Below are 19,227 nucleotides of genomic sequence, written 5' to 3' on the forward strand. Positions count from 1 at the left end.
CTTTGAAATTCAATGTAAAATGAAGTACATCGAATTTGTCTACAAGAAGACAATAGATCCCTATTTTGAGTTGGAAGAAAAGCACCAAATAGACGTTCAGCATAACAACATTTGGATATTCTGGTGGCAAGGTCTTGAATCAGCTCCTCTACTGGTCAAGAAATGTGTTAATACTGTAATAGAACAGAATCCAGAAAAACAGATTACTGTAATAGACAAAGACAACTTAGCAAGTTATGTAAAATTTCCAAGCTATATTTATGAAAAATTAGAGAAAAACATCATTACATTGACACACTTCTCAGATTTGATCAGAGCAGCTTTATTGAAAGAATATGGGGGATGCTGGGTAGATGCAACGATATACCTCACAAAGCCACTCCCTGAATCTTTTTTTTTTGAGAGCTTCTTTTCGCTCAGAAGTGATCAAAAATTATATAAGCTATATAAGGTTTCAATTCTTTTTAAGTATCTCGATGACAATTGGACGTCTTTTTTGCATGCAACAAAAAGAAATGCACTCTTATCAAGTTACATGTATAGTTTCTATATGGAATACTGGAGACATGAATCAAAAATGATAGATTATCTGATGATAGATTATTTATTTGCAATCCTTCTAAAGCGTAACAATCTATTTAGAGTTTATGTTGAAAGCTTAAAAAAAACAAATGCAAATACAAATACGCTAAACGATGCTTTTAAAATGAATATTCAAGAAGGTATAAATAAGGTAAACTCTGACAATGCTGGACTGTTTAAAACAACTTACAAAGAAAAATTCCCATTGACTAATACGAATGGAACAGATTCCTATTTCAATTATTGGATAAACGAATCAAAATAACATGCAAATCTTAACTTATCTCAAAAATAATCGCATAAACTTCCGTGAAAAGCTTATTTTTAGCCTTTTACAATTTAGGAAAGTCAAAAGCTTCAAATCGCAAAAAAAAGCTTCTGCTGAAAATTGGAATAAAACAAATAGCAACATACCAAAGATCATCTGGCTATATTGGGATTCAAATGAACTGCCTCCACTCATAGACATGTGCATACAGCAACTAAAAGAACTTAATCCTAATTACGAAGTTAATTTATTAAATGAACAAAAGTACTCCTCGTACATCGATTCTTTGGATATTTCGTTTAAGAAATGTGGTATACAAGCTTTTGCAGATCTACTCAGACTTAAGCTGTTAAGTAAGTATGGTGGTGTATGGATGGATGCATCGATATTAACTTTTGATTCTTTAGATAATATATTTAATAATTGGGGGCTCAATGAAGCTAAAATTATATTATTTAAGCATCCAATCCATACTATTGATGAAAAATTCCCTATTTTCGAAAATTGGTTTATCGCTTCCGAGAAAAATAATATCTTCATTAGGGAATGGGCTATTGATTTTGAAAAATGTCTTAAAAGCGATCAACCACGAAATTATTATAATGAAAACTCAGTAGAAAATTTCTCGAAAATAGTGCAAAAGTTGCCTACATTAGATTATTTGATGGCCTATGTATCAGGACAGATCATCCATAGAAAGTTACATGAAGCAGTAAAGATAGACTTCTTCGATATTGAAAAAATAGGATATTCCTATTTTTATTATTTAGGGCATAAAAAACCCCAAGGAAACCTGTTCCATAAACTGCTCATGATCTACAAGTCTCCAAAAAAAATTAACCCTATTGTTAAAATAACTGGTTTTGACCGCATTAAAATACAAGAATTCCAAGATAAAGGATTGATAAACCCCAATAGCATAATCGGGAAAGCATTAAACAAATATTATTCAAATAAAAATTTTCTGCAAACAGATTCACAAAAAACTATTTAATGAGTAAATTCAATATATGTTTAAAAATGATCAAATAAGCAATAGGCTCCAAGTCTCGTGGTTTGCTATACTCTTTATTGCAATTACAGTCAGCTGCTATTTTTTTCCATTCGGATTCACTTTTCTTCCCAAAAGTTTCAATACCAAGATAGGTTTAGCCGCAATAGGATTTATTTTTGTGGCCTATCGCTGTATACAAAATCGCACTATTGCGTTGGATAAGGATGTTTTTTATGCAGCTACAATTGCTTTTATTTTTGGCTTGGCAGGATTTATTTCTTGTGATATTAACCATACTTCAGATTATGCTTATGCATCTTACATAGCCTCATTTGCTACATGGTTGAGTGCTGCCTATAGTACTTTCATCATTATAAGATTTTTTCATAAAAAAGTTGATATACCACTTGTCATCAATTACTTGGCTTTTGTATGTGTTGTACAATGTATATTAGCCTTGGTCATAGACAATGTACCGGCTGTAAAAAACATTGTGGACACATACATTTCCCAAGACACAATTGCTGATGTCAAATTTCTCAATGAAGTAAAAAGACTATACGGCATTGGTGCCGCATTAGACCCCGCTGGAACTCGCTTTTCCATTGTACTGTTAGCGATGGGATTCCTAATGGGCAAAAATGAATTGCTAAAACAAAAAAACTGGGGCTCTTATCTGTATTGGTTAGCATTTTTGTTTATCAGTATTGTCGGAAATATGATTTCTAGAACCACGATTATTGGGACAGTCACTGGGCTGGTCACTTTCTTACATACTTCTAATCTTATTAAAATCCACGTAAACAGATATTCCGTCTTTATGCTGATCAGGTTAATGGTCGTACTGATTGTGGGAGCTTCTGTTATAATTTATCTTTATCAAACCAACGATTATGTCTATAAGCTTCTTCGCTATGGTTTTGAAGGATTTTTCAATTGGTATGAAACAGGTACCTTCAAGACAGACTCTACCGACAAATTAAATAACAATATGTGGGTATGGCCCGAAGATACCAAAACTTGGATTATCGGCAGGGGAAGCTGGGCTCACTTTGGCCCTGACCCGGGGTATGTACGCTTTATATTCTACAGCGGACTCGTCGGTATGGTCATCTTTTCGCTATTTTTTGTATACAACGCTATTGCCTGTACACTAAAATTCCCAAGTTATTCCTTTTTCTTCCTAATGCTGCTCTGTTTAACATTTGTGATCTGGTATAAAGTACCCACAGATTTATTCTTGATCTATGCCCTCTTTTACTGTATAGACCCCGAGAAGAAGGAGATCCTGACATGAAAATAGTCTATTGTATCAATGGCACCTTCAACTCAGGGGGGATGGAGCGCGTCTTGGCCAACAAAGCCAATTTCTTGGTAGAGCATGGTTATGAAGTCTGTATTGTCACTTCAGACCAAATGGACAAACCACCTTTTTATCCCCTGGATCACCGTATTCAACAAATTGATCTAAAGATAAACTATCAACAAAATAACGATCAAAGCTTTATCAATAAAATACGGCATTATCCCGCAAAACAAAGAAAACATCGTAACGCCCTCGAAGCTGTACTAATGCAGATTAAACCTGATATTACAATATCAATGTATGGCAATGATGTCTCTTTTTTATGGAAGTTAAAAGACCATAGTCGAAAGTTTCTCGAAATTCATTTTAGCCGATATAAAAGATTGCTCTATCAACGCAAAGGTCTGTTTAGACTCGCAGATCTCTGGTTGACTCACCTGGATTATAAACTTGTAAAACGCTATGATAAGTTTGTTGTTTTGACATCGGAAGATCGTGCCGACTGGGGAAAATTGCACAACATTGAGGTTATACCAAATGCCGTAACGCCTTTGCATACCTCCCCTAGCACCTTAAGTATCAAACGTGTCACTGCTATTGGTCGATATGATTTCCAAAAAGGCTTTGATCTCCTAATTTATGCCTGGCAAAAAGTCGCAGCAAAATATCCAGATTGGGAGCTCTTTATCTATGGTGATGGCGCACTCAAAGCAGCTTATCAAGCTCAGATTGATGACCTAAATCTACGGGATAAGATCAAACTCATGCCAGCCACAAAAGATATTGATCAAGTCTATCAAAATACGACCATTTTGGCGTTGTCTTCCCGCTATGAAGGTTTACCGATGGTACTCCTGGAAGCTATGTCTATGGGACTTCCCATTGTCGCGTTTGCCTGCAAATGTGGCCCAAGAGATCTCATTGAGCATGGCAAAAATGGTTTCTTGGTAGCCCCGGGAGATGTCGACCAACTTGCTGAAAATTTACAGTTAGTAATAGCGCAGGAATCGCTACGAACGTCGATGAGTCGAGAAGCATTACACAAAGTCAAAGAATTTCAGCCTGATTTCGTAATGCATAAATGGATAAAACTTTTTGAATCAGAAAGCTAAAAAATAGAATGCAACCACAAAAAAAAAATATTTTTATTAATGGCCGTTTTCTGTTGCAAGCCCCTACAGGGGTAAATCGCTTTGCTTATGAGTTATGCCAAGCATTGTTAACAGCAGGAATAGCATTTACCATAATATGCCCCAAAAAAAATATTCATAACGACTATGATATAAAAGATTGGAACATAAAATACTGGTCAAATGGGCCTTCTCATATCTGGGAACAGCTACTACTCCCCCTTTTCTTTATATTTCAAAAAAATCCTTACCTCTTAATCAACTTCACGGGAATCGGTCCTATCCTTATTTCTCAAAAAATAATGACGATTCATGATCTCGCATTCATGTACAACCCCAAATGGTACACAAAATCCTACCGTTGGCTTTACAATAGTTTAACCCCCTGGGCAGCCAAAACCTCAAAAGCAATACTCACGGTTAGTGAGTTCTCTAAAACTGAAATCCAACGCTTATTGGGAATCGAACCATCTCGTATCCATGTAATATACAACGCATTGCCTAGTATCTTCCTGCAATTAAACAGAAATCTATACCCTAGACCACAGATCCCCCCCTATATTTTAGCGGTTTCGTCCATGGACCCCCGAAAAAATTTTGAAAAATTAATAGAAGCTTTTTTTCTCTTAAAGAATAAAAAAATAGACCTCTGTATAATAGGCGCACAAAATACAATTTACTCGTTTAAAAATGTCCAAGAAACAACGAAAGGAGAAGCTCAGATTCGTTGGCTTGGAAGACTGACAGATCAGCAGCTTGCTCAATACTACCAGCATGCCGCTTGTTTTATCTATCCTTCTTTATATGAAGGCTTTGGAATTCCACCCCTTGAAGCCATGCTTTTTCGTTGCCCTGTGATCGTATCAGATATACCTGTATTCAAAGAAATATATGCAAACACTGTATCTTATGCCAATCCCACGGATGCCTATGATATTGCCAGCAAAATTAATATAGCATTAGAAAATGTTGATACAGAATTGATCGAAAAAGGTTACGATAGGGCAAATAGCTATTCATGGGAAAATAGTGGAAAAAAATTAATCCGTTTAATACAATATATCCGATAATCATGATTTCCTTTGCGCTCCTTATCATAATTCTTTACAGTCTTTCCCTGTTTACTTCGTTTTACAAAGAGGTGTACCAGCCTTTCAATAATGAAATTTCTCAAAAATTGAAAGGTATTTCCTGTCTTCTCATTATCTGCTATCACCTAAATTTTCACGTGTCAACTCCCATAGTCGCCTTTGCGAGCAATTGGGGCGCGCCTGTTGTTTCTATTTTCTTGTTTATTTCCGGATATGGTTTAATGGCTTCTTATTTAAAAAAAGGCGCCCAATACTTAAAAGGCTTTCTAAAAAAGCGACTTTGGCGGGTATGTGAACCTCTTTTTATTGTTACCGTAATTTACCTCACCTTACAATATTTCGACAGAGGTAGTTTCGAGACTGGCCAACTGTACGGTCTGATCAATAAAGGCATTACGCCATTGCCATTTTCATGGTTCGCCTATTCAATTATTATCTTTTATACCTTCTTTTTTATTTCTTTTCGTTGGAAAAATATTACTTTACCATATAAGATACTGTTCATGAGCCTCCTCGCAATAGGTTATATGCTGATTATTTTAACAACTGATTACGAGCGTGCATGGTGGGTTTCTTCCATGGCTTTTCTCTCGGGATTAATTTACCGATATAATGAACAGCACATCATTACTTTTACCCACAAAAAATGGATTCACTTTATACTTACCCCAATCGCTTGTGGTGTTATATATCTACTGGTCCAGACAAAAATTGAAATCTTATTTTCCATCGTTTACTTTATTATTCCGGCTTTAATCGTCAACCTACTCAGTTTCTTGAATTGGAATGGAGGAAAGATCTTTACCTATCTGGGAAAAATTTCTTATGAAGTATACTTGCTCCACGGTCTTTGGATTTACTTGCTGAGAGGACAACATATTTACATCGGATCGGATTATCTATACATTTTTGGTATTTTCTTACTGACTATAATCAGTTCCGATCTTTTACATCGCCTTCTAAATCGTTCGCAAACCAAACTATGAAAATATTACAAATTGGAAAATTTTACCCGATCAGGGGTGGTGTCGAAAAAGTCATGTTCGATCTGACAGTGGGCTTATCAGAACAGCACATACAGTGCGATATGCTATGCGCTTCAACAGAAAATCATCCTGCTGAAACAATTCAGTTGAATAATTTCGGCCGTGTAATCATAGTACCTACGAAAATAAAGGCTGCCGCAACAATGCTTGCACCAAGCATGATCACCAAGCTGCGCAAAATAGCCAAAAACTATGATATTATACATATTCATCATCCCGATCCTATGGCTGCACTGGCGCTCTTTCTATCGGGATACAAGGGAAAAGTTGTCTTACACTGGCATTCCGATATTGTCAAACAAAAACGATTGTTACAGCTTTATAGACCTTTGCAAAATTGGTTGATAAAACGTGCCGACAAAATTGTTGGAACAAGTCCCGTTTACGTTCAGGAATCTCCTTTCTTAAACCATGTAAAAAATAAAATTGGCTATATCCCCATAGGAATAACGCCCATTGTATCTATTCCGGATAAAGTGGCAAAAATCAGACAACGCTACCCTAATAAAAAAATAATTCTTTCACAGGGACGGCTGGTCGAGTATAAAGGATATCAATATTTGATCAAAGCCATGGCACAATTAGCTGACGATTACCACCTCATCATTGGAGGCAAAGGCCCGCTTCATGATGAGCTCAGCATATTGATTACCACTTTAAAATTACAACATAAAGTATCCCTGATTGGTTATGTCTCGGGCGATGATCTTCCAAACTACTTCGCGGCTTGTGATGTATTTTGTTTAAGCTCTGTGCTAAAAACTGAAGCTTTTGCAATTGTTCAGCTCGAGGCCATGTCTTGTCATAAACCTCTTATCTCCACAGAAATACCGGGGTCAGGCGTAAGCTGGGTAAATCAGCATGAAGAATCAGGTTTAACCATACCGATCACTGATGATCAAGCCATTGCAGCTGCTGTAAATAGACTCTTCAATGAAGAGGGCTTGTACGATAAATTAGCTGCGGGGAGCAAAAAACGCTTTGAGTCAAATTTTACAAGAACGATAATGGTAGATAAATGTTTACAATTATACCATACAATTTGAAGAATACTTTTCTAATGGTTATTTTTGTCCTACGAGAAGTGTTTTATTCTTTAGTTTATTGCTAAATCAAAAACTAAATATGACCATTGATATAACAGGTTCAATACAGATGTCAAATAATCAGTTTTTTGACATCTTATTGCCATTTCTAGAAAAAGGTAAACCTATAAAGATCAATGTTGTGGGAAATAGTATGCGTCCATTTATATGTAATGGCGATCAGGTTATTCTTGCTAATTGTGCAGTCGATGAGCTCAAAATAGGTCGGGTTGTTCTAGCAAATTACAGAAATAAATTTGTCCTACACCGAATAATCAGCATAAAAGGGAGAAAAATATGTTTAGCTGGGGATGGTAATACACATCAAATTGAGATCATATCTCCATCTGATGTAAAAGCAATAGCAATAGCAGCTTCACGCAATAGTAGAGATCTTCATTTAAACGCTAAAATAAATATAGGGTTAAGTATGCTATGGTATTATTTGAGACCATTGCGCAAAATATGGCGTAAATTAAATCAAACAACGCAATTATGAAATTAAGAAATGATATTACGCTACGTAAAGTAGGTAAAGAATATATTATTGTAGATCCCAGTCAAGATATGGTCGATATGTCAAAAGTATTTACTTTAAATGAAACTGCAGCATTTTTATGGAATGAACTTCAGGGCATAGATTTCGAGCTTGAAGATATGATAAATTTGTTGCTTGACAACTATGAAACCGAACGTGAAGTTGCAGAAAAAGATAGTATGAAGCTGATCGAGGTGCTACAAAATGGAAATCTGACGATCTAGTTACATGCTGGATTCGAAAATTATACAAGCTTTTTTCTTTTTACTTCGAGCTGGTCTCTGGGAAAAGGAAAATGTTCCTGCATCTTTTCCCCCCTTATCAGATCAGGAATGGAAGCAGCTTTTTGATCTTTCGATTCAACAGACCGTGGATGGCATTGTATATTATGGCGTACAGAAATTACGGGATGAATGGCTACCTCCACGAAGTTTACACGTCCGCTGGACAATACGCATCAACCAGCTAGAGCAGCTTCACACAAAAATGAACAAAACGATAACCGAGCAGGCGATTTTATTTAAAGCGCATAAAATTGATGCAGTATTGCTCAAAGGGCAGGGGCTGGCGCAGTATTATCATCAGCCAACAAGTCGTTCTTGTGGCGACATCGATTGGTGTTTTAACGGAAAGCAGGACTTTGATCGTGCAAATAGCGTGATAAAAAACAGCATGATATCCCTTACAAGCCAAGCTGGAAGCAGTTGTTTTTATTTTTGGGAAGGTGTAGAAACAGAACACCATCGCCATATCTTTGACATCCATAATCCCTTAAAAAAAGCATATCTACGGAAACTGACTGATCGCTATCCGATCGAAAAGAAAGTACGCTTTAATGGAGAAGTTGTGCTAACATTATCACCGATCTTAAACATGCTACAGGTCAATAGCCATATTCTTAAGCATATGCTCTCTTTTGGAATTGGCATCAGACAATTGTGCGATGCAGCCAGGCTATATTTTAATGAGGCAAAGAATATCGACGGAACTCAGTTATTGAATATATACCGTGCACTGGGAATATTACCCTGGGTACATCTACTCCATCAACTATTACACGATTTCTTGGGCCTTCCAAAAGAAAACCTTCCAATCCAATTGGACAGATCCAATAATGCAAACTGGATGATGGAAGAAATTTTGTATGCCGGCAATTTCGGTTTTTATGACAACCGCTTCGGTACTTCTGATCAGAGCGGTTTGAAGCGGAGCAAGCGCCGTCAACGCCTGCTTAGAAACATGAAAAATTACCTTCCATACGCAACACCGGAAGTTATTTGGTTTCCAATCGTTCATTTTTTATCAGGCCTTAAAAAATAAACATGGAAAAATCGCCAAGCCATTATTTGCACTGGTCAATAGCGCTACTCAAACCTTACCGGTTACCGCTGATGATATTTCTTTTATTGGAATTAGTAGGAATCTTCTTTTCCCTGTCTTTTGTCTATTGGTCAAAAAAGGCTGTCGATTATGCAATACACGGGACGAGATTACAGGTCGAGCAGGCCCTGATCTGGACAGGAGGAAGTATTCTATTGGGCATTATGGTACAGCTTATTTCGAATCGCACAAACGAAAAAATGCGCGCGTCCATGTTGATTAAGCTTCAGAACGGAATCATGCATAGGCAGTTACTGTCCACCTGGCAAGTAATAAAAAAATGGCACACTGGCGATATCCAGGTTAGAATTCAAAGCGATTGTAATGAAATCGTTCAAATGGTCGGTTATACTTTTTGGAATTCAATGCTCACTTGCATCAAACTTCTGGCATCTTTCACCTTTCTTTGGTTATTGGATCCTAAACTCGCTGTCCTTATTCTGGCTATTTCACCACTCGTGGCGCTCTCCAAATTATATTTCCGGAGATATCGCAAATTAACACAGGAGCTTAAGCAGGCAGATAGTGAATTTGGTCATGTCGTGCAAGAGAATTTGCGCTTTAGAATGTCAATTAAGGCATTAGGTCTACATCAGATCCGATGGCAAAAACTTGATGCGGCACAAAATAACATATACCGTCTAAAGCTACGATTATTAAACTTCTCTACCTTATCACAGGGCATTATGAAATCGACAGTGAATGCAGGCTTCTTATTTACATTTGTATGGGGGGTACTTCAATTGCAGGCACATTTGATCAGCTTTGGCACCTTAACAGCATTTCTACAACTTGTCAGCAGGATTCAGGGACCTGTATTACAACTCCTTGGATTTGTACCTGCCTTCATACGTTTTCGCACCTCAGTAGAGCGCCTACAGGTATTGGAAATTGAAGAAATAGAAGAAATAGATCATGCAGAAGTCATTTCCGCTCCGACAAGCCTGCTGCTCCAGAACATTAGTTTTAAATACGATGAGATACCGGTTTTAAATGCTTTTAACGCTATGTTCAAAAAAAATGAACCCACGGCACTCATTGGACCAAGCGGACGGGGCAAAACAACCCTTATCCGAATTCTACTCGCACTTTTGAAAACGACGGCTGGATCGGTACATATTGTTACAGAAGAAAAACAGATTCCTTTAGCAGCGCGTCATCGCATCAATTTTGGTTACGTCCCACAAGGTGATAAACTTTTTTCGGGAACGATACGCGAAAACCTGCTTTCTTCAACGAAACAGTACAACGAAAAACAGTATAAATCGGCCCTAGAAACTGCCTGTGCCAATTTTGTGTATGAACTGCCATTGGGTTTGGATACCATAATAGGCGAATCGGGCCACGGCCTTTCCGAAGGACAGGCACAGCGTATTGCTATCGCTAGGGCTGTTTTACGCGACTGTAGCTGTTACCTTTTTGATGAAATCACTTCGGCTTTAGATCAAGCTACCGCAGAAAAGCTAATGGAAAATCTGATCCAGTTTGGTAAAAATAAAATATTAATTTTTGTGACCCACGATTTAAATTTGACAGAACGGTGCACACAGCGTATCTTTATTTCTTAAATTTAACCAAGTGAAAAGTCAAACAAAACATATCATAGCTCCCAAATCCAATAAAAACCAATACTATCGGATCGCGGGACATCTATTGAAAATTAATTTCCCGGACGAAATTATCTTGCCAGACTATTTGCCCAGTTTTGAACCTTTTATTTGCGATCCGACTGATGACAAAGAAAATATCTTAATTCATACGGATATCGTCCTACAAAAAGCCCCACCATCACCTTTTGAGTCAAAGTTGCTGAGTGATATTTCTATCGTGTGGGAAAATCGGTTTTGCTTTGAAGAATCGGATGAACATTACATTACGACAGTCTTGGGTGAGAAGGGACAGATGAATTGGAAAATGTTTAGCAGCAAAGATTTTAAAAAAGCTAAAATCTTTGCAAACATTGTCGACAAAGAACAACAAAATGGCATCCTTTCATGGCTTATGATGGTATCTTATGGCCAGGCCGTATTACCTTATCGCACCATCATGATCCATGGTTCTGTGATTAAACAAGGTAATAAAGCTTTTGTATTTTTAGGAAAGAGTGGCACAGGCAAAAGTACACATAGCCGTCTTTGGCTTCAGCATATCCCCGGCACGAGTCTATTGAACGATGATAACCCGGCCATCAGGATCAACGATAACAATGAGGTCGAAATTTTTGGTACGCCCTGGAGCGGAAAGACGCCCTGCTACAAAAATGAGAAAGCCAATCTAACGGCTATTATCCGATTACGCCAGGCCCAAGAAAATAAACTAGCTTGGCTATCCGACACACAGGCTTTTATTGGCCTCCTGCCCAGTACCTCTTCCATTCGTTGGAATAGAAGACTTTTCGACCTGATGAACAACACCGTATCTGAAATTATCGATCAGATTCCCATTGGCCTATTGGACTGTCTTCCAGACCCGGCAGCGGCCTTACTATGTTACAAAGAAATAAAATCAAAAACTAAAACAATAAGCTATGAATAAAGTATTGCTTGGACTTTGTCTATTGGGCATGCTGGTTTTTAACTCCTGTAAAATTCGAAAAATCGTCTATGTGAAGGATATGGAGCCCAATGCGGCCTATGCAATTCCGGAAATTACCCCGTTGAAGATCCAAAAAGGTGATCGCTTAAGTATTATCATCAGCGCAAAAAAAGCCGAATTAGCGGCACCTTTTAATGATCCTTTGGGTGCATACCGCGTTAGTAACAATGGAGAAGTAATGACAGGGACTAACCAAAGTGCCTTAATCGAACGAGGTTATTTAGTTAACAATGAAGGAAATATTGAATTTCCCGTTTTTGGTAATCTGGCAGTAGAAAATAAGTCTCTGGCAGAGATCAGAACAATGATTGCCAAAAGGTTAAAAGATGAAAAATATATTGCAGATCCAATTATCAAGGTCGAACTGATGAATATGAAAATCAATATGCTTGGAGAAGTTGGAAACGGTGTTTTAAATGTCCCTGACTCACGCATTAATCTATTGGAAGCCATAGCCCAACAAGGCGGGGTCAGTAAAAATGCCGCGACTGACAGAGTTATGGTCATCCGGGAAGAAAATGGCGTCCGAAAAATGTATGTCAATGATATTGAATCCAAAGATATTTTCAACTCGCCAACTTTTCAGTTAAAACAAAATGATATCGTCTATGTACAACCCCGCGATGGTCAAGTCACAGTTAAATCGGACAATACCTGGCGGGTAATCGGTATAATGACTGGGTTTGTTTCTCTTATTGTCTCATTTGTAGCTATAGCAACTCGATAATTTTTATGGAAAATAGACCAGAAGTTGTAAATAACCAATTCTTCGGGGCAAAGAATAACAGTACATTCAATGTATTGGATATTATAAAATACCTACTTTTTCACTGGCCCTGGTTTTTACTATCCGTATGCATTTTTGGCGGCTATTACTATTATCAGTATAGCAAAACCACTTTTAGTTACAGACAGGCAAGTACCGTAATGATCAAAACTCCAGCCAATACACCAAGTTCGGCTACCCTCACTCGATCGGGAATGAGTTACAATACGGTCAATTTAGCCACTGAAATGCTGCAGCTCAAGTCTAAAGAGCTGATGCGCGAGACGGTGGAAAGCATCAAAGCCGATGTAAGCTATGTCGTTCGTCGACAGCTAAGGGACTACGAACTGTATAATGAATCGCCGGTTCTGGTCCAATTTGTCAATTACAATCCGAGTGGATCTTTCTCTTTCACCATTACGCCGCGCGATAACAAATCTGTACTCGTAGTTGAAAATTTAGGAAAAGACAAAGAAAAAGTTTACATCGCACCTTTAAATAAAGCAATTAAAACGAGCTTTGGCGGAATCCGTATTTTGGCAACGCCTTATTATACCAAGGCGGCTTACGATCAGGAAATTTCAGTCAATAAGCTTTCGTCAATCGATATGGCCAATGCTCTTTTAGGTAGATTGAGCATTAACCAGACCACAGACGATGCTTCGATTTTGCAAATCGCCATAGAAGACAGCAACCCACAGCGCGCAGCAGACATTATCAACAACCTGATCCGCATCTATAATATCAACTCCATCAATGACAAAAATCAGATCGCACGCAATACGGCCGATTTCATCAACAATCGTGTAGCCATCTTAAGTCAGGAACTGGGTTCTGTTGAAGGAGATCTTGAAAAAATTAAGGTCAACAACAATGGTATGGATGTCGCCGAAGTGGGCGGCATGTACATTGAAGACAGTAGATCTTACCGTCAGGAGGCGACTAAAATTGACACCGACCTCAAGCTAGCTGAAATGATGAGTGATTACCTCAGTAAATCGGACAAGCAGACAGCCTTGATCCCAAACAATACCGGCCTTATCGATGGAAATATTGAAAATCAGATCCAGGCTTACAATACCCTCCAGATACGGAAAAACAAACTGATGGAGGATGGGAATTCAGAAAACCCCATCGTTAAGGAGATCGACAAATCCTTAAACACCATGCGCTCGGGCATTGAACGCACACTTGGCAATACCATTTCCGGCCTGCGCGTAAAAATGGGCAATGCGGTTAAAGAGGAAAATAGAGCCTCCGGCAAATCGCGCCAGATGCCGCAAAAACAAAGACTTGTGCTTTCCATCGAGCGCCAACAGAAAGTGAAAGAAAGTTTGTATGTCTTCCTATTAAATAAGCGTGAGGAAAATGCGATTAACCAAGCCATGACCGACGATAACATCAAGGTAATTGATCCCGCGTCTGGCTCTTTCGCGCCAGTTTATCCGAATAAATTTAAGAAAGTAGGCTTAGGTGTGGCTATTGGGCTAGTAATTCCTTCTCTGCTTTTGATTTTAATGCTTGTGGTAGATAGTGGAGTTCGTAATCGCAAAGACCTGGAGGAAGGCTTATCGGTTCCATTTTTGGGCGAAATTCCCTTCGCAAAAAAGAGCAAACATACTGTTGGCAATGTATCCGTTAGTCAGACCGGAAGGGATGCCTTGACAGAGGCTTTCCGGATCCTACGAACGAACATCAACTTTATGTCCCGTGGTGGTTTACCTCCCAAAGTGATTACATTTTCGTCGGCCCGCGTCGGCGCAGGAAAAACCTTTAGTGTCATAAATCTCGCCACAACACTATCCTTCTTAAATAAACGCGTCATCATGGTGGATCTGGATCTACGTAAAGGGACATTGAGTTCACGTATTCCAGTTCCTGTTAGAAAGGGGATTACCCATTATTTATCGGACAAGGAACTTAACCCATCAGAAGTCATTTATAAAACAGAGATCTCCGATAATATTGATATCATACCAATTGGCGTTATTGCACCTAACCCGGTCGAATTGCTTCATAGCGATCGCTTGGATAATTTGATTGCCGAATTAAAAAAACAATACGATTATATTATCATTGATAGCGTTCCCGTGGAAATTATTGCAGATGCCTATATCACAGATCGAGTTTCCGAACTGACCATCTTTGTCATTCGCTCAGGCAAAATGGATAAACGCGAACTTCCCGATATTGAGAAGATATACCAGTCAAAAAAATTGTCCAATATGGCTATTTTATTTAACGGTGTCAATAGTGGCAAAAGAGGCTACGGTTACGGATATGGATACGGTTATGGCTATAGCTATAGATACGGTGATGATAAGAAATCTTTTTGGAAAAAAGTATTTAACAAATAAATATTAACGCATAAAAAACATACCCAGTGCAAAAGCCGATGTTTCTTACTGAAACATCAGCTTTTTTTTACGTTTAATAAAAATTTTACTTTTTTTTAAAACTTAATAGCTTAAAAATTGTTGTAAAATAGCTATCTTTAAGTGTATTAGCTCTTTAAAATTGCACCTTTACCAAAAATGCTAATCAAATAATGCAAATGAAAACAGCAAAAGTCAAACAAACCTATGTTGCGCCACACCTTATGACCATCCGTTTGAAGATGGAGTCAGGCATCGCGGCAGGATCCATTACCATCTCCCCTACATCTACCACCGGAGAAATTAGAGACGAGTGGGATGAACAAACTGATGAACGCACAATCACCTGGTAGTCTCCTAAACCAAATTTTTATTATGAATATTTTGAAATTTAAACTTACAACGGTTCTTTTAATATTATCTGCCACAACATTTTTTACCAGCTGTAACAAAAAAGAGAGTGCATCTGAACAAGGTTTGGTTACCCTCAATGTTGCAGTAGGGGGAGAAGAATATAATGATGAGGGCGATATCGCTATCAAAGGTTCAACAACAAAAACGACAGCTGTAGCGGACGTACAGCGCCAAGAGTTTCCATTTGACAAAGATTTTAAAATCGTGGCGGAATTTAGCCGTGATAAGTCGACAACGGCGCTTTCTGCTGCATCACAGAGCAGTACAGGAGGAAATAAAGCCGCTGTTGTCACAACGCCGATCAATCGGGCGATAAAATTCAGATTAGCCGTGTATAACCAGGCTGGAAATTTTCAGGAAGATAAAATTTATAGCATTAGCACAGCCGGAACCGTTACTCCGGACGATGGTGTCGCTTTATCTGTCTTTTCAGGACAATATACATTTCTTGCATTCTCACTCAACACCAATACTGCTCCGACAATGAGCCTAGCTGGTACGTCCCTTACGACAGCAATGAGCATCGACCCGAATACAGATTTTATGTTTTACAACTCTGGTTTAATCACGGTTGGAAGCTCATCAACAAGTAACTTAAATATCATTCTCAAACACCTATTGACAAGTGTAACGGTAACTGTGGATGCCTCACCTACAAATGGATATCTTGTTTCGGCTATAGGCGCAACGACGTTGGGTACATCTAGGTCTACGGCCAGCCTAAACCTCGCTACGCGCACCGTTACGCCAGGAGGAACATTTAGCAACAAAACAGTTGCATTTCCAACATTAAATACCGCTGTTGTAAACTCAACCGCATTTTTAATGAACAATAATACGCTGACCGGAGCATTTTCAATGGCCAGCTTAACGGTAGGCCCGCTGACCCGATCCACTCCGCTCACATTTAACAACATAAGTATACAGCCTGGTGTGAAATATAATTTAGTATTGAAGATTACCCCCAATACCGTTTTAGATCAAAATATTACGTTCTTAGGCGTTCCTGCAGTGCGCATCAACGGTAAAGTTTGGATGCGCCATAATTTAGGGGCTTCGACTTCAAACACACCGGACTTTCCCGTAGGAGGAAATTTTCAAGCCCTATTTGGCAATTACTACCAATGGGGGTTCAATACAGTCGCTGCAACTTCCACGACCGGAGCAATTGCACCTGTTGGTACATGGAGTAGTACGGGACAGGCCAGTGCTACAGCTTGGAATTCAGGAACAGAAGCAGCACCTGTAAAAACGACAGCTGACCCCTGCCCCACAGGTTGGCGTGTACCTACCACAACGGAATGGAATGACCTAATTGCAAACACAACACAGCTACAAGCTCACAATATGGGCGTAGATTGGACTGCAAGTAATACAAACTATACGAGTGCAAAAGTGTTTAGAAGTAAACATGATTACAATGTAATACTAACATTTCCTGCCGCAGGAGACTATACCCCTCAAAACGATAGCCGAGCGCTAGAAAATAGAGGAAGTTTGGGTTTTTACTGGACCTCACAATCATCTTCTAATACGTTAGCGTACAGGGCTCGTTTTGAACAAGCTGACGGTGCAGCAACAGGAGTTGGTATCAACAACAAACCGTTCGCATTTAGTATTAGATGTATCGCCCAATAAGATTGAATTACCTTTAAACAAAAACAAAAGCCATTCTTAGTGAATGGCTTTTGTTTTACAAGATTCTCATCATACCTTAATTTGTCTTACAGGAAATCATCTTGCGACCATTACCAGTACCGATGATAACAGTCTTACCATCCACCTTTTGATTAATAATAACTGTATTATTGCCTGTTGTATTCCAATTTACTGTGTTAAATTTTGCCCCCGCTTTTAGTCTCAACGCCACGAGCTCGCCGCCATTAGTTTTGCTTCCAAGTAACGAAACTTCACCATTTCGACTGATTAATATACGGAGCAAAGGAGCAGCTGCTGTACCTTTCATATCGAAAACTTCCGGGATACCATTAGTGGAATATTCTGTTCCATCCACAAATTCAATGTTACGAACGGTACCTAAGCTCGTATTTGTCTGAAACTGAACCTGGTCATTGGTGCTGCTTCCAAAAATATACTGTCCGTTCACTTGCATATTAAAAGCATTATCAAACTCAGTAATATCAAGCTGAAATCCATAATTGGCCATTGGTGCATTAAACGTATTGGTAATTACCTCATTATTCTTATAATTAACGCCATCTTTTGTGATGCCATAATATGTTGTCCTTCCTACAGTCCAGCTTGTCCGTTCATAATTCCAATTTAAGACATCAGAAGTCACATTTTGCGTACAGGTTTTAAAATTCAGGACTAAATTATAGCGATAACCGGGTACAATCTTAATATTTGGAACTGGTATATTGCTTTTTGTCTCCCCATCAAGTGTAATGGATCCAATGGAAAGTGCTGCAGTAGATGTATTCGGACTGATCAAAAGTGTCGGACTGCTTGTTATTGAACGTAATCCTGCAGTCAAAGCCGGAAAAACAATTCCAGTACTGGTATTTCCTGTCGCATACGTGAGCGATCCATCAGAAAAATTTAAACTCGCAGTACTCTTGGATGGGCTAATAGACATTCCTGTCAGTGTAGTTATTGCACCCGTCATGGCATCATCCATCTTAACCGTGGTTGTAATCTGACTAAACTGATGCTGTAAAACTAGATCTAGATTATTATTACCATAAACTAATTTCAATGATTTCTTAAAAAACATAAGCGTACCCGAAATATCCTTTAACTGGGCTGTCGACAACTTCGATATGTTTGAAACAGCGGGTACCGCTGACGTACTATTTGTAGAATAACCAACAAAAGTATAGTCTTGACCTGCATTTAAACTAAATCGAGCGCTAGCACTTCCGTACGTAAAATCATTCGTCTGCACATAATTTCCTCCTGCATCATAAACAACAATTCTGTATTTTACCCCATTGTCCAATGTTTTATTAGTTATCGTGGCCGCAGCTTTCAACTGATTGTTCGTATTCACAGCAGCAGATTTACTTGCCGTACCTGCACTAGTTTCTTCAGCCCGCGTTAATGTAACCCCCATAGTTAAATTATCCGCTAATGATACCTCTGAAACTTGTTCTTCAGACGAAACACTTCCACGCTTTGTCGATGCAACAACGACGCGTTCCTCGCCTGGCTCTCCCACAGAAATATTGACACTCACTTCAGCCGCATCCACATCGGCAGCATTTGTTGACACCGATTTACTGCAGGACTGTACATAAAATCCACTTGCAATAATTAACGTAATAAAAATTATACGAGAAAAATTTGACGTTTTTTTCCTTTTCATTTCTTTTCAGTTTTTATTTGTAATCACTCCAATCAAGTGTACGATTATCATCGTCGTCCTGCGTCCACTGCTCAAACACCTGACCATTAGCATTTTGAGGTTGAACCTGAGCTGAACCTGCTGCTAAACCAGACTCCAAATAAATGGTCAATTCAGCAATTTGTGGACATACATAATTTTTTTTCATGATAACTCTCCATTTTTCAATAAAACAACTTCACATCTGTCCTAAATAAATTTTAGGATTCGATTTCTGTGGTACAAGCATAGCTTTTTTCATCATTTCGATATTGACCCCTATTTTTCAATCTGAGAAGATCTTTAGCTGT

General features: G+C 38.6%; 17 protein-coding genes. 15 read left to right on the plus strand and 2 right to left on the minus strand.

Annotation, left to right across the window (positions count from 1 at the left end; genetic code table 11):
• Positions 1-19 precede the first annotated feature (19 nt).
• The 15 genes from B3H30_RS12275 to B3H30_RS12345 all read left to right on the plus strand — a co-directional run bounded on the left by B3H30_RS12275 (position 20) and on the right by B3H30_RS12345 (position 17,208).
• Positions 20-847 (plus strand): capsular polysaccharide synthesis protein, encoded by an 828-nt coding sequence (locus B3H30_RS12275; protein WP_286834155.1) that lies wholly within the window; start codon positions 20-22, stop codon positions 845-847.
• A 1-nt stretch (position 848) separates the two neighbouring features.
• Positions 849-1,844, plus strand: a complete 996-nt coding sequence (locus B3H30_RS12280) for a glycosyltransferase family 32 protein (RefSeq protein WP_286834157.1) — start codon at positions 849-851, stop codon at positions 1,842-1,844.
• A gap of 16 nt (positions 1,845-1,860) precedes the next feature.
• A complete protein-coding gene (locus B3H30_RS12285) occupies positions 1,861-3,141 on the plus strand; it encodes a hypothetical protein (protein WP_286834159.1) in 1,281 nt (426 codons plus the stop codon).
• Positions 3,138-4,262, plus strand: a complete 1,125-nt coding sequence (locus tag B3H30_RS12290; RefSeq protein ID WP_286834161.1) for a glycosyltransferase family 4 protein — start codon at positions 3,138-3,140, stop codon at positions 4,260-4,262. Before B3H30_RS12285 ends, B3H30_RS12290 begins: the two co-directional genes overlap by 4 nt.
• Before the next feature lie 8 nt (positions 4,263-4,270).
• The gene (locus B3H30_RS12295) at positions 4,271-5,350 is read left to right on the plus strand and encodes a glycosyltransferase family 4 protein (protein WP_286710479.1); all 1,080 of its coding nucleotides are present in this window, start codon (positions 4,271-4,273) and stop codon (positions 5,348-5,350) included.
• Positions 5,351-5,352: 2 nt separating this feature from the next.
• Entirely contained in the window at positions 5,353-6,357 is a 1,005-nt protein-coding gene (locus B3H30_RS12300) for an acyltransferase family protein (protein WP_286834164.1), read from the plus strand.
• On the plus strand, positions 6,354-7,463 hold the full coding sequence (locus B3H30_RS12305) for a glycosyltransferase (protein ID WP_286834167.1): 1,110 nt from the start codon (positions 6,354-6,356) through the stop codon (positions 7,461-7,463). Before B3H30_RS12300 ends, B3H30_RS12305 begins: the two co-directional genes overlap by 4 nt.
• 79 nt (positions 7,464-7,542) lie before the next feature.
• Positions 7,543-8,001 (plus strand): S24 family peptidase, encoded by a 459-nt coding sequence (locus B3H30_RS12310; protein WP_286834169.1) that lies wholly within the window; start codon positions 7,543-7,545, stop codon positions 7,999-8,001.
• The gene (locus B3H30_RS12315) at positions 7,998-8,264 is read left to right on the plus strand and encodes a PqqD family protein (protein ID WP_286710475.1); all 267 of its coding nucleotides are present in this window, start codon (positions 7,998-8,000) and stop codon (positions 8,262-8,264) included. The genes B3H30_RS12310 and B3H30_RS12315 overlap by 4 nt, the downstream gene beginning before the upstream one ends.
• A 4-nt stretch (positions 8,265-8,268) precedes the next feature.
• A complete protein-coding gene (locus B3H30_RS12320; RefSeq protein WP_286834170.1) occupies positions 8,269-9,360 on the plus strand; it encodes a nucleotidyltransferase family protein in 1,092 nt (363 codons plus the stop codon).
• 2 nt (positions 9,361-9,362) lie between these two features.
• Entirely contained in the window at positions 9,363-10,988 is a 1,626-nt protein-coding gene (locus tag B3H30_RS12325) for an ABC transporter ATP-binding protein (protein WP_286834172.1), read from the plus strand.
• A gap of 10 nt (positions 10,989-10,998) precedes the next feature.
• Positions 10,999-11,955, plus strand: coding sequence for a hypothetical protein (locus B3H30_RS12330; protein ID WP_286834174.1), 957 nt, complete (start codon positions 10,999-11,001; stop codon positions 11,953-11,955).
• Positions 11,948-12,742: a polysaccharide biosynthesis/export family protein gene (locus tag B3H30_RS12335; protein ID WP_286834176.1), complete on the plus strand. Its 795-nt coding sequence runs from the start codon at positions 11,948-11,950 to the stop codon at positions 12,740-12,742. The genes B3H30_RS12330 and B3H30_RS12335 overlap by 8 nt, the downstream gene beginning before the upstream one ends.
• A gap of 5 nt (positions 12,743-12,747) precedes the next feature.
• Positions 12,748-15,138: a GumC family protein gene (locus B3H30_RS12340; RefSeq protein WP_286834178.1), complete on the plus strand. Its 2,391-nt coding sequence runs from the start codon at positions 12,748-12,750 to the stop codon at positions 15,136-15,138.
• A 393-nt stretch (positions 15,139-15,531) separates the two neighbouring features.
• The gene (locus B3H30_RS12345; RefSeq protein WP_286834179.1) at positions 15,532-17,208 is read left to right on the plus strand and encodes an FISUMP domain-containing protein; all 1,677 of its coding nucleotides are present in this window, start codon (positions 15,532-15,534) and stop codon (positions 17,206-17,208) included.
• Positions 17,209-17,284: 76 nt separating this feature from the next.
• Here B3H30_RS12345 and B3H30_RS12350 read toward each other — a convergent pair whose 3' ends face one another.
• Together B3H30_RS12350 and B3H30_RS12355 are read right to left on the minus strand one after the other, a co-directional pair.
• Positions 17,285-18,898, minus strand: coding sequence for a hypothetical protein (locus tag B3H30_RS12350; RefSeq protein WP_286710469.1), 1,614 nt, complete (start codon positions 18,896-18,898; stop codon positions 17,285-17,287).
• Positions 18,899-18,911: 13 nt separating this feature from the next.
• Positions 18,912-19,085 (minus strand): hypothetical protein, encoded by a 174-nt coding sequence (locus tag B3H30_RS12355; protein ID WP_286710468.1) that lies wholly within the window; start codon positions 19,083-19,085, stop codon positions 18,912-18,914.
• Positions 19,086-19,227: the final 142 nt, after the last annotated feature.

Origin of the sequence: Sphingobacterium sp. UBA7038 (genome assembly GCF_002494055.1) — a bacterium.
Taxonomy (GTDB): Bacteria; Bacteroidota; Bacteroidia; order Sphingobacteriales; family Sphingobacteriaceae; genus Sphingobacterium; species Sphingobacterium multivorum.

Excerpts from the sequence above, each read along its gene's own strand:
- B3H30_RS12350 (WP_286710469.1), bottom strand. The coding sequence starts at position 18,898 with ATGAAAAGGAAAAAAACGTCAAATTTTTCTCGTATAATTTTTATTACG.
- B3H30_RS12300 (WP_286834164.1), top strand. The coding sequence starts at position 5,353 with ATGATTTCCTTTGCGCTCCTTATCATAATTCTTTACAGTCTTTCCCTG.
- B3H30_RS12305 (WP_286834167.1), top strand. The coding sequence starts at position 6,354 with ATGAAAATATTACAAATTGGAAAATTTTACCCGATCAGGGGTGGTGTC.
- B3H30_RS12290 (WP_286834161.1), top strand. The coding sequence starts at position 3,138 with ATGAAAATAGTCTATTGTATCAATGGCACCTTCAACTCAGGGGGGATG.
- B3H30_RS12280 (WP_286834157.1), top strand. The coding sequence starts at position 849 with ATGCAAATCTTAACTTATCTCAAAAATAATCGCATAAACTTCCGTGAA.
- B3H30_RS12285 (WP_286834159.1), top strand. The coding sequence starts at position 1,861 with ATGTTTAAAAATGATCAAATAAGCAATAGGCTCCAAGTCTCGTGGTTT.
- B3H30_RS12310 (WP_286834169.1), top strand. The coding sequence starts at position 7,543 with ATGACCATTGATATAACAGGTTCAATACAGATGTCAAATAATCAGTTT.
- B3H30_RS12345 (WP_286834179.1), top strand. The coding sequence starts at position 15,532 with ATGAATATTTTGAAATTTAAACTTACAACGGTTCTTTTAATATTATCT.
- B3H30_RS12295 (WP_286710479.1), top strand. The coding sequence starts at position 4,271 with ATGCAACCACAAAAAAAAAATATTTTTATTAATGGCCGTTTTCTGTTG.
- B3H30_RS12325 (WP_286834172.1), top strand. The coding sequence starts at position 9,363 with ATGGAAAAATCGCCAAGCCATTATTTGCACTGGTCAATAGCGCTACTC.
- B3H30_RS12335 (WP_286834176.1), top strand. The coding sequence starts at position 11,948 with ATGAATAAAGTATTGCTTGGACTTTGTCTATTGGGCATGCTGGTTTTT.
- B3H30_RS12275 (WP_286834155.1), top strand. The coding sequence starts at position 20 with ATGAAGTACATCGAATTTGTCTACAAGAAGACAATAGATCCCTATTTT.
- B3H30_RS12315 (WP_286710475.1), top strand. The coding sequence starts at position 7,998 with ATGAAATTAAGAAATGATATTACGCTACGTAAAGTAGGTAAAGAATAT.
- B3H30_RS12355 (WP_286710468.1), bottom strand. The coding sequence starts at position 19,085 with ATGAAAAAAAATTATGTATGTCCACAAATTGCTGAATTGACCATTTAT.
- B3H30_RS12320 (WP_286834170.1), top strand. The coding sequence starts at position 8,269 with ATGCTGGATTCGAAAATTATACAAGCTTTTTTCTTTTTACTTCGAGCT.
- B3H30_RS12340 (WP_286834178.1), top strand. The coding sequence starts at position 12,748 with ATGGAAAATAGACCAGAAGTTGTAAATAACCAATTCTTCGGGGCAAAG.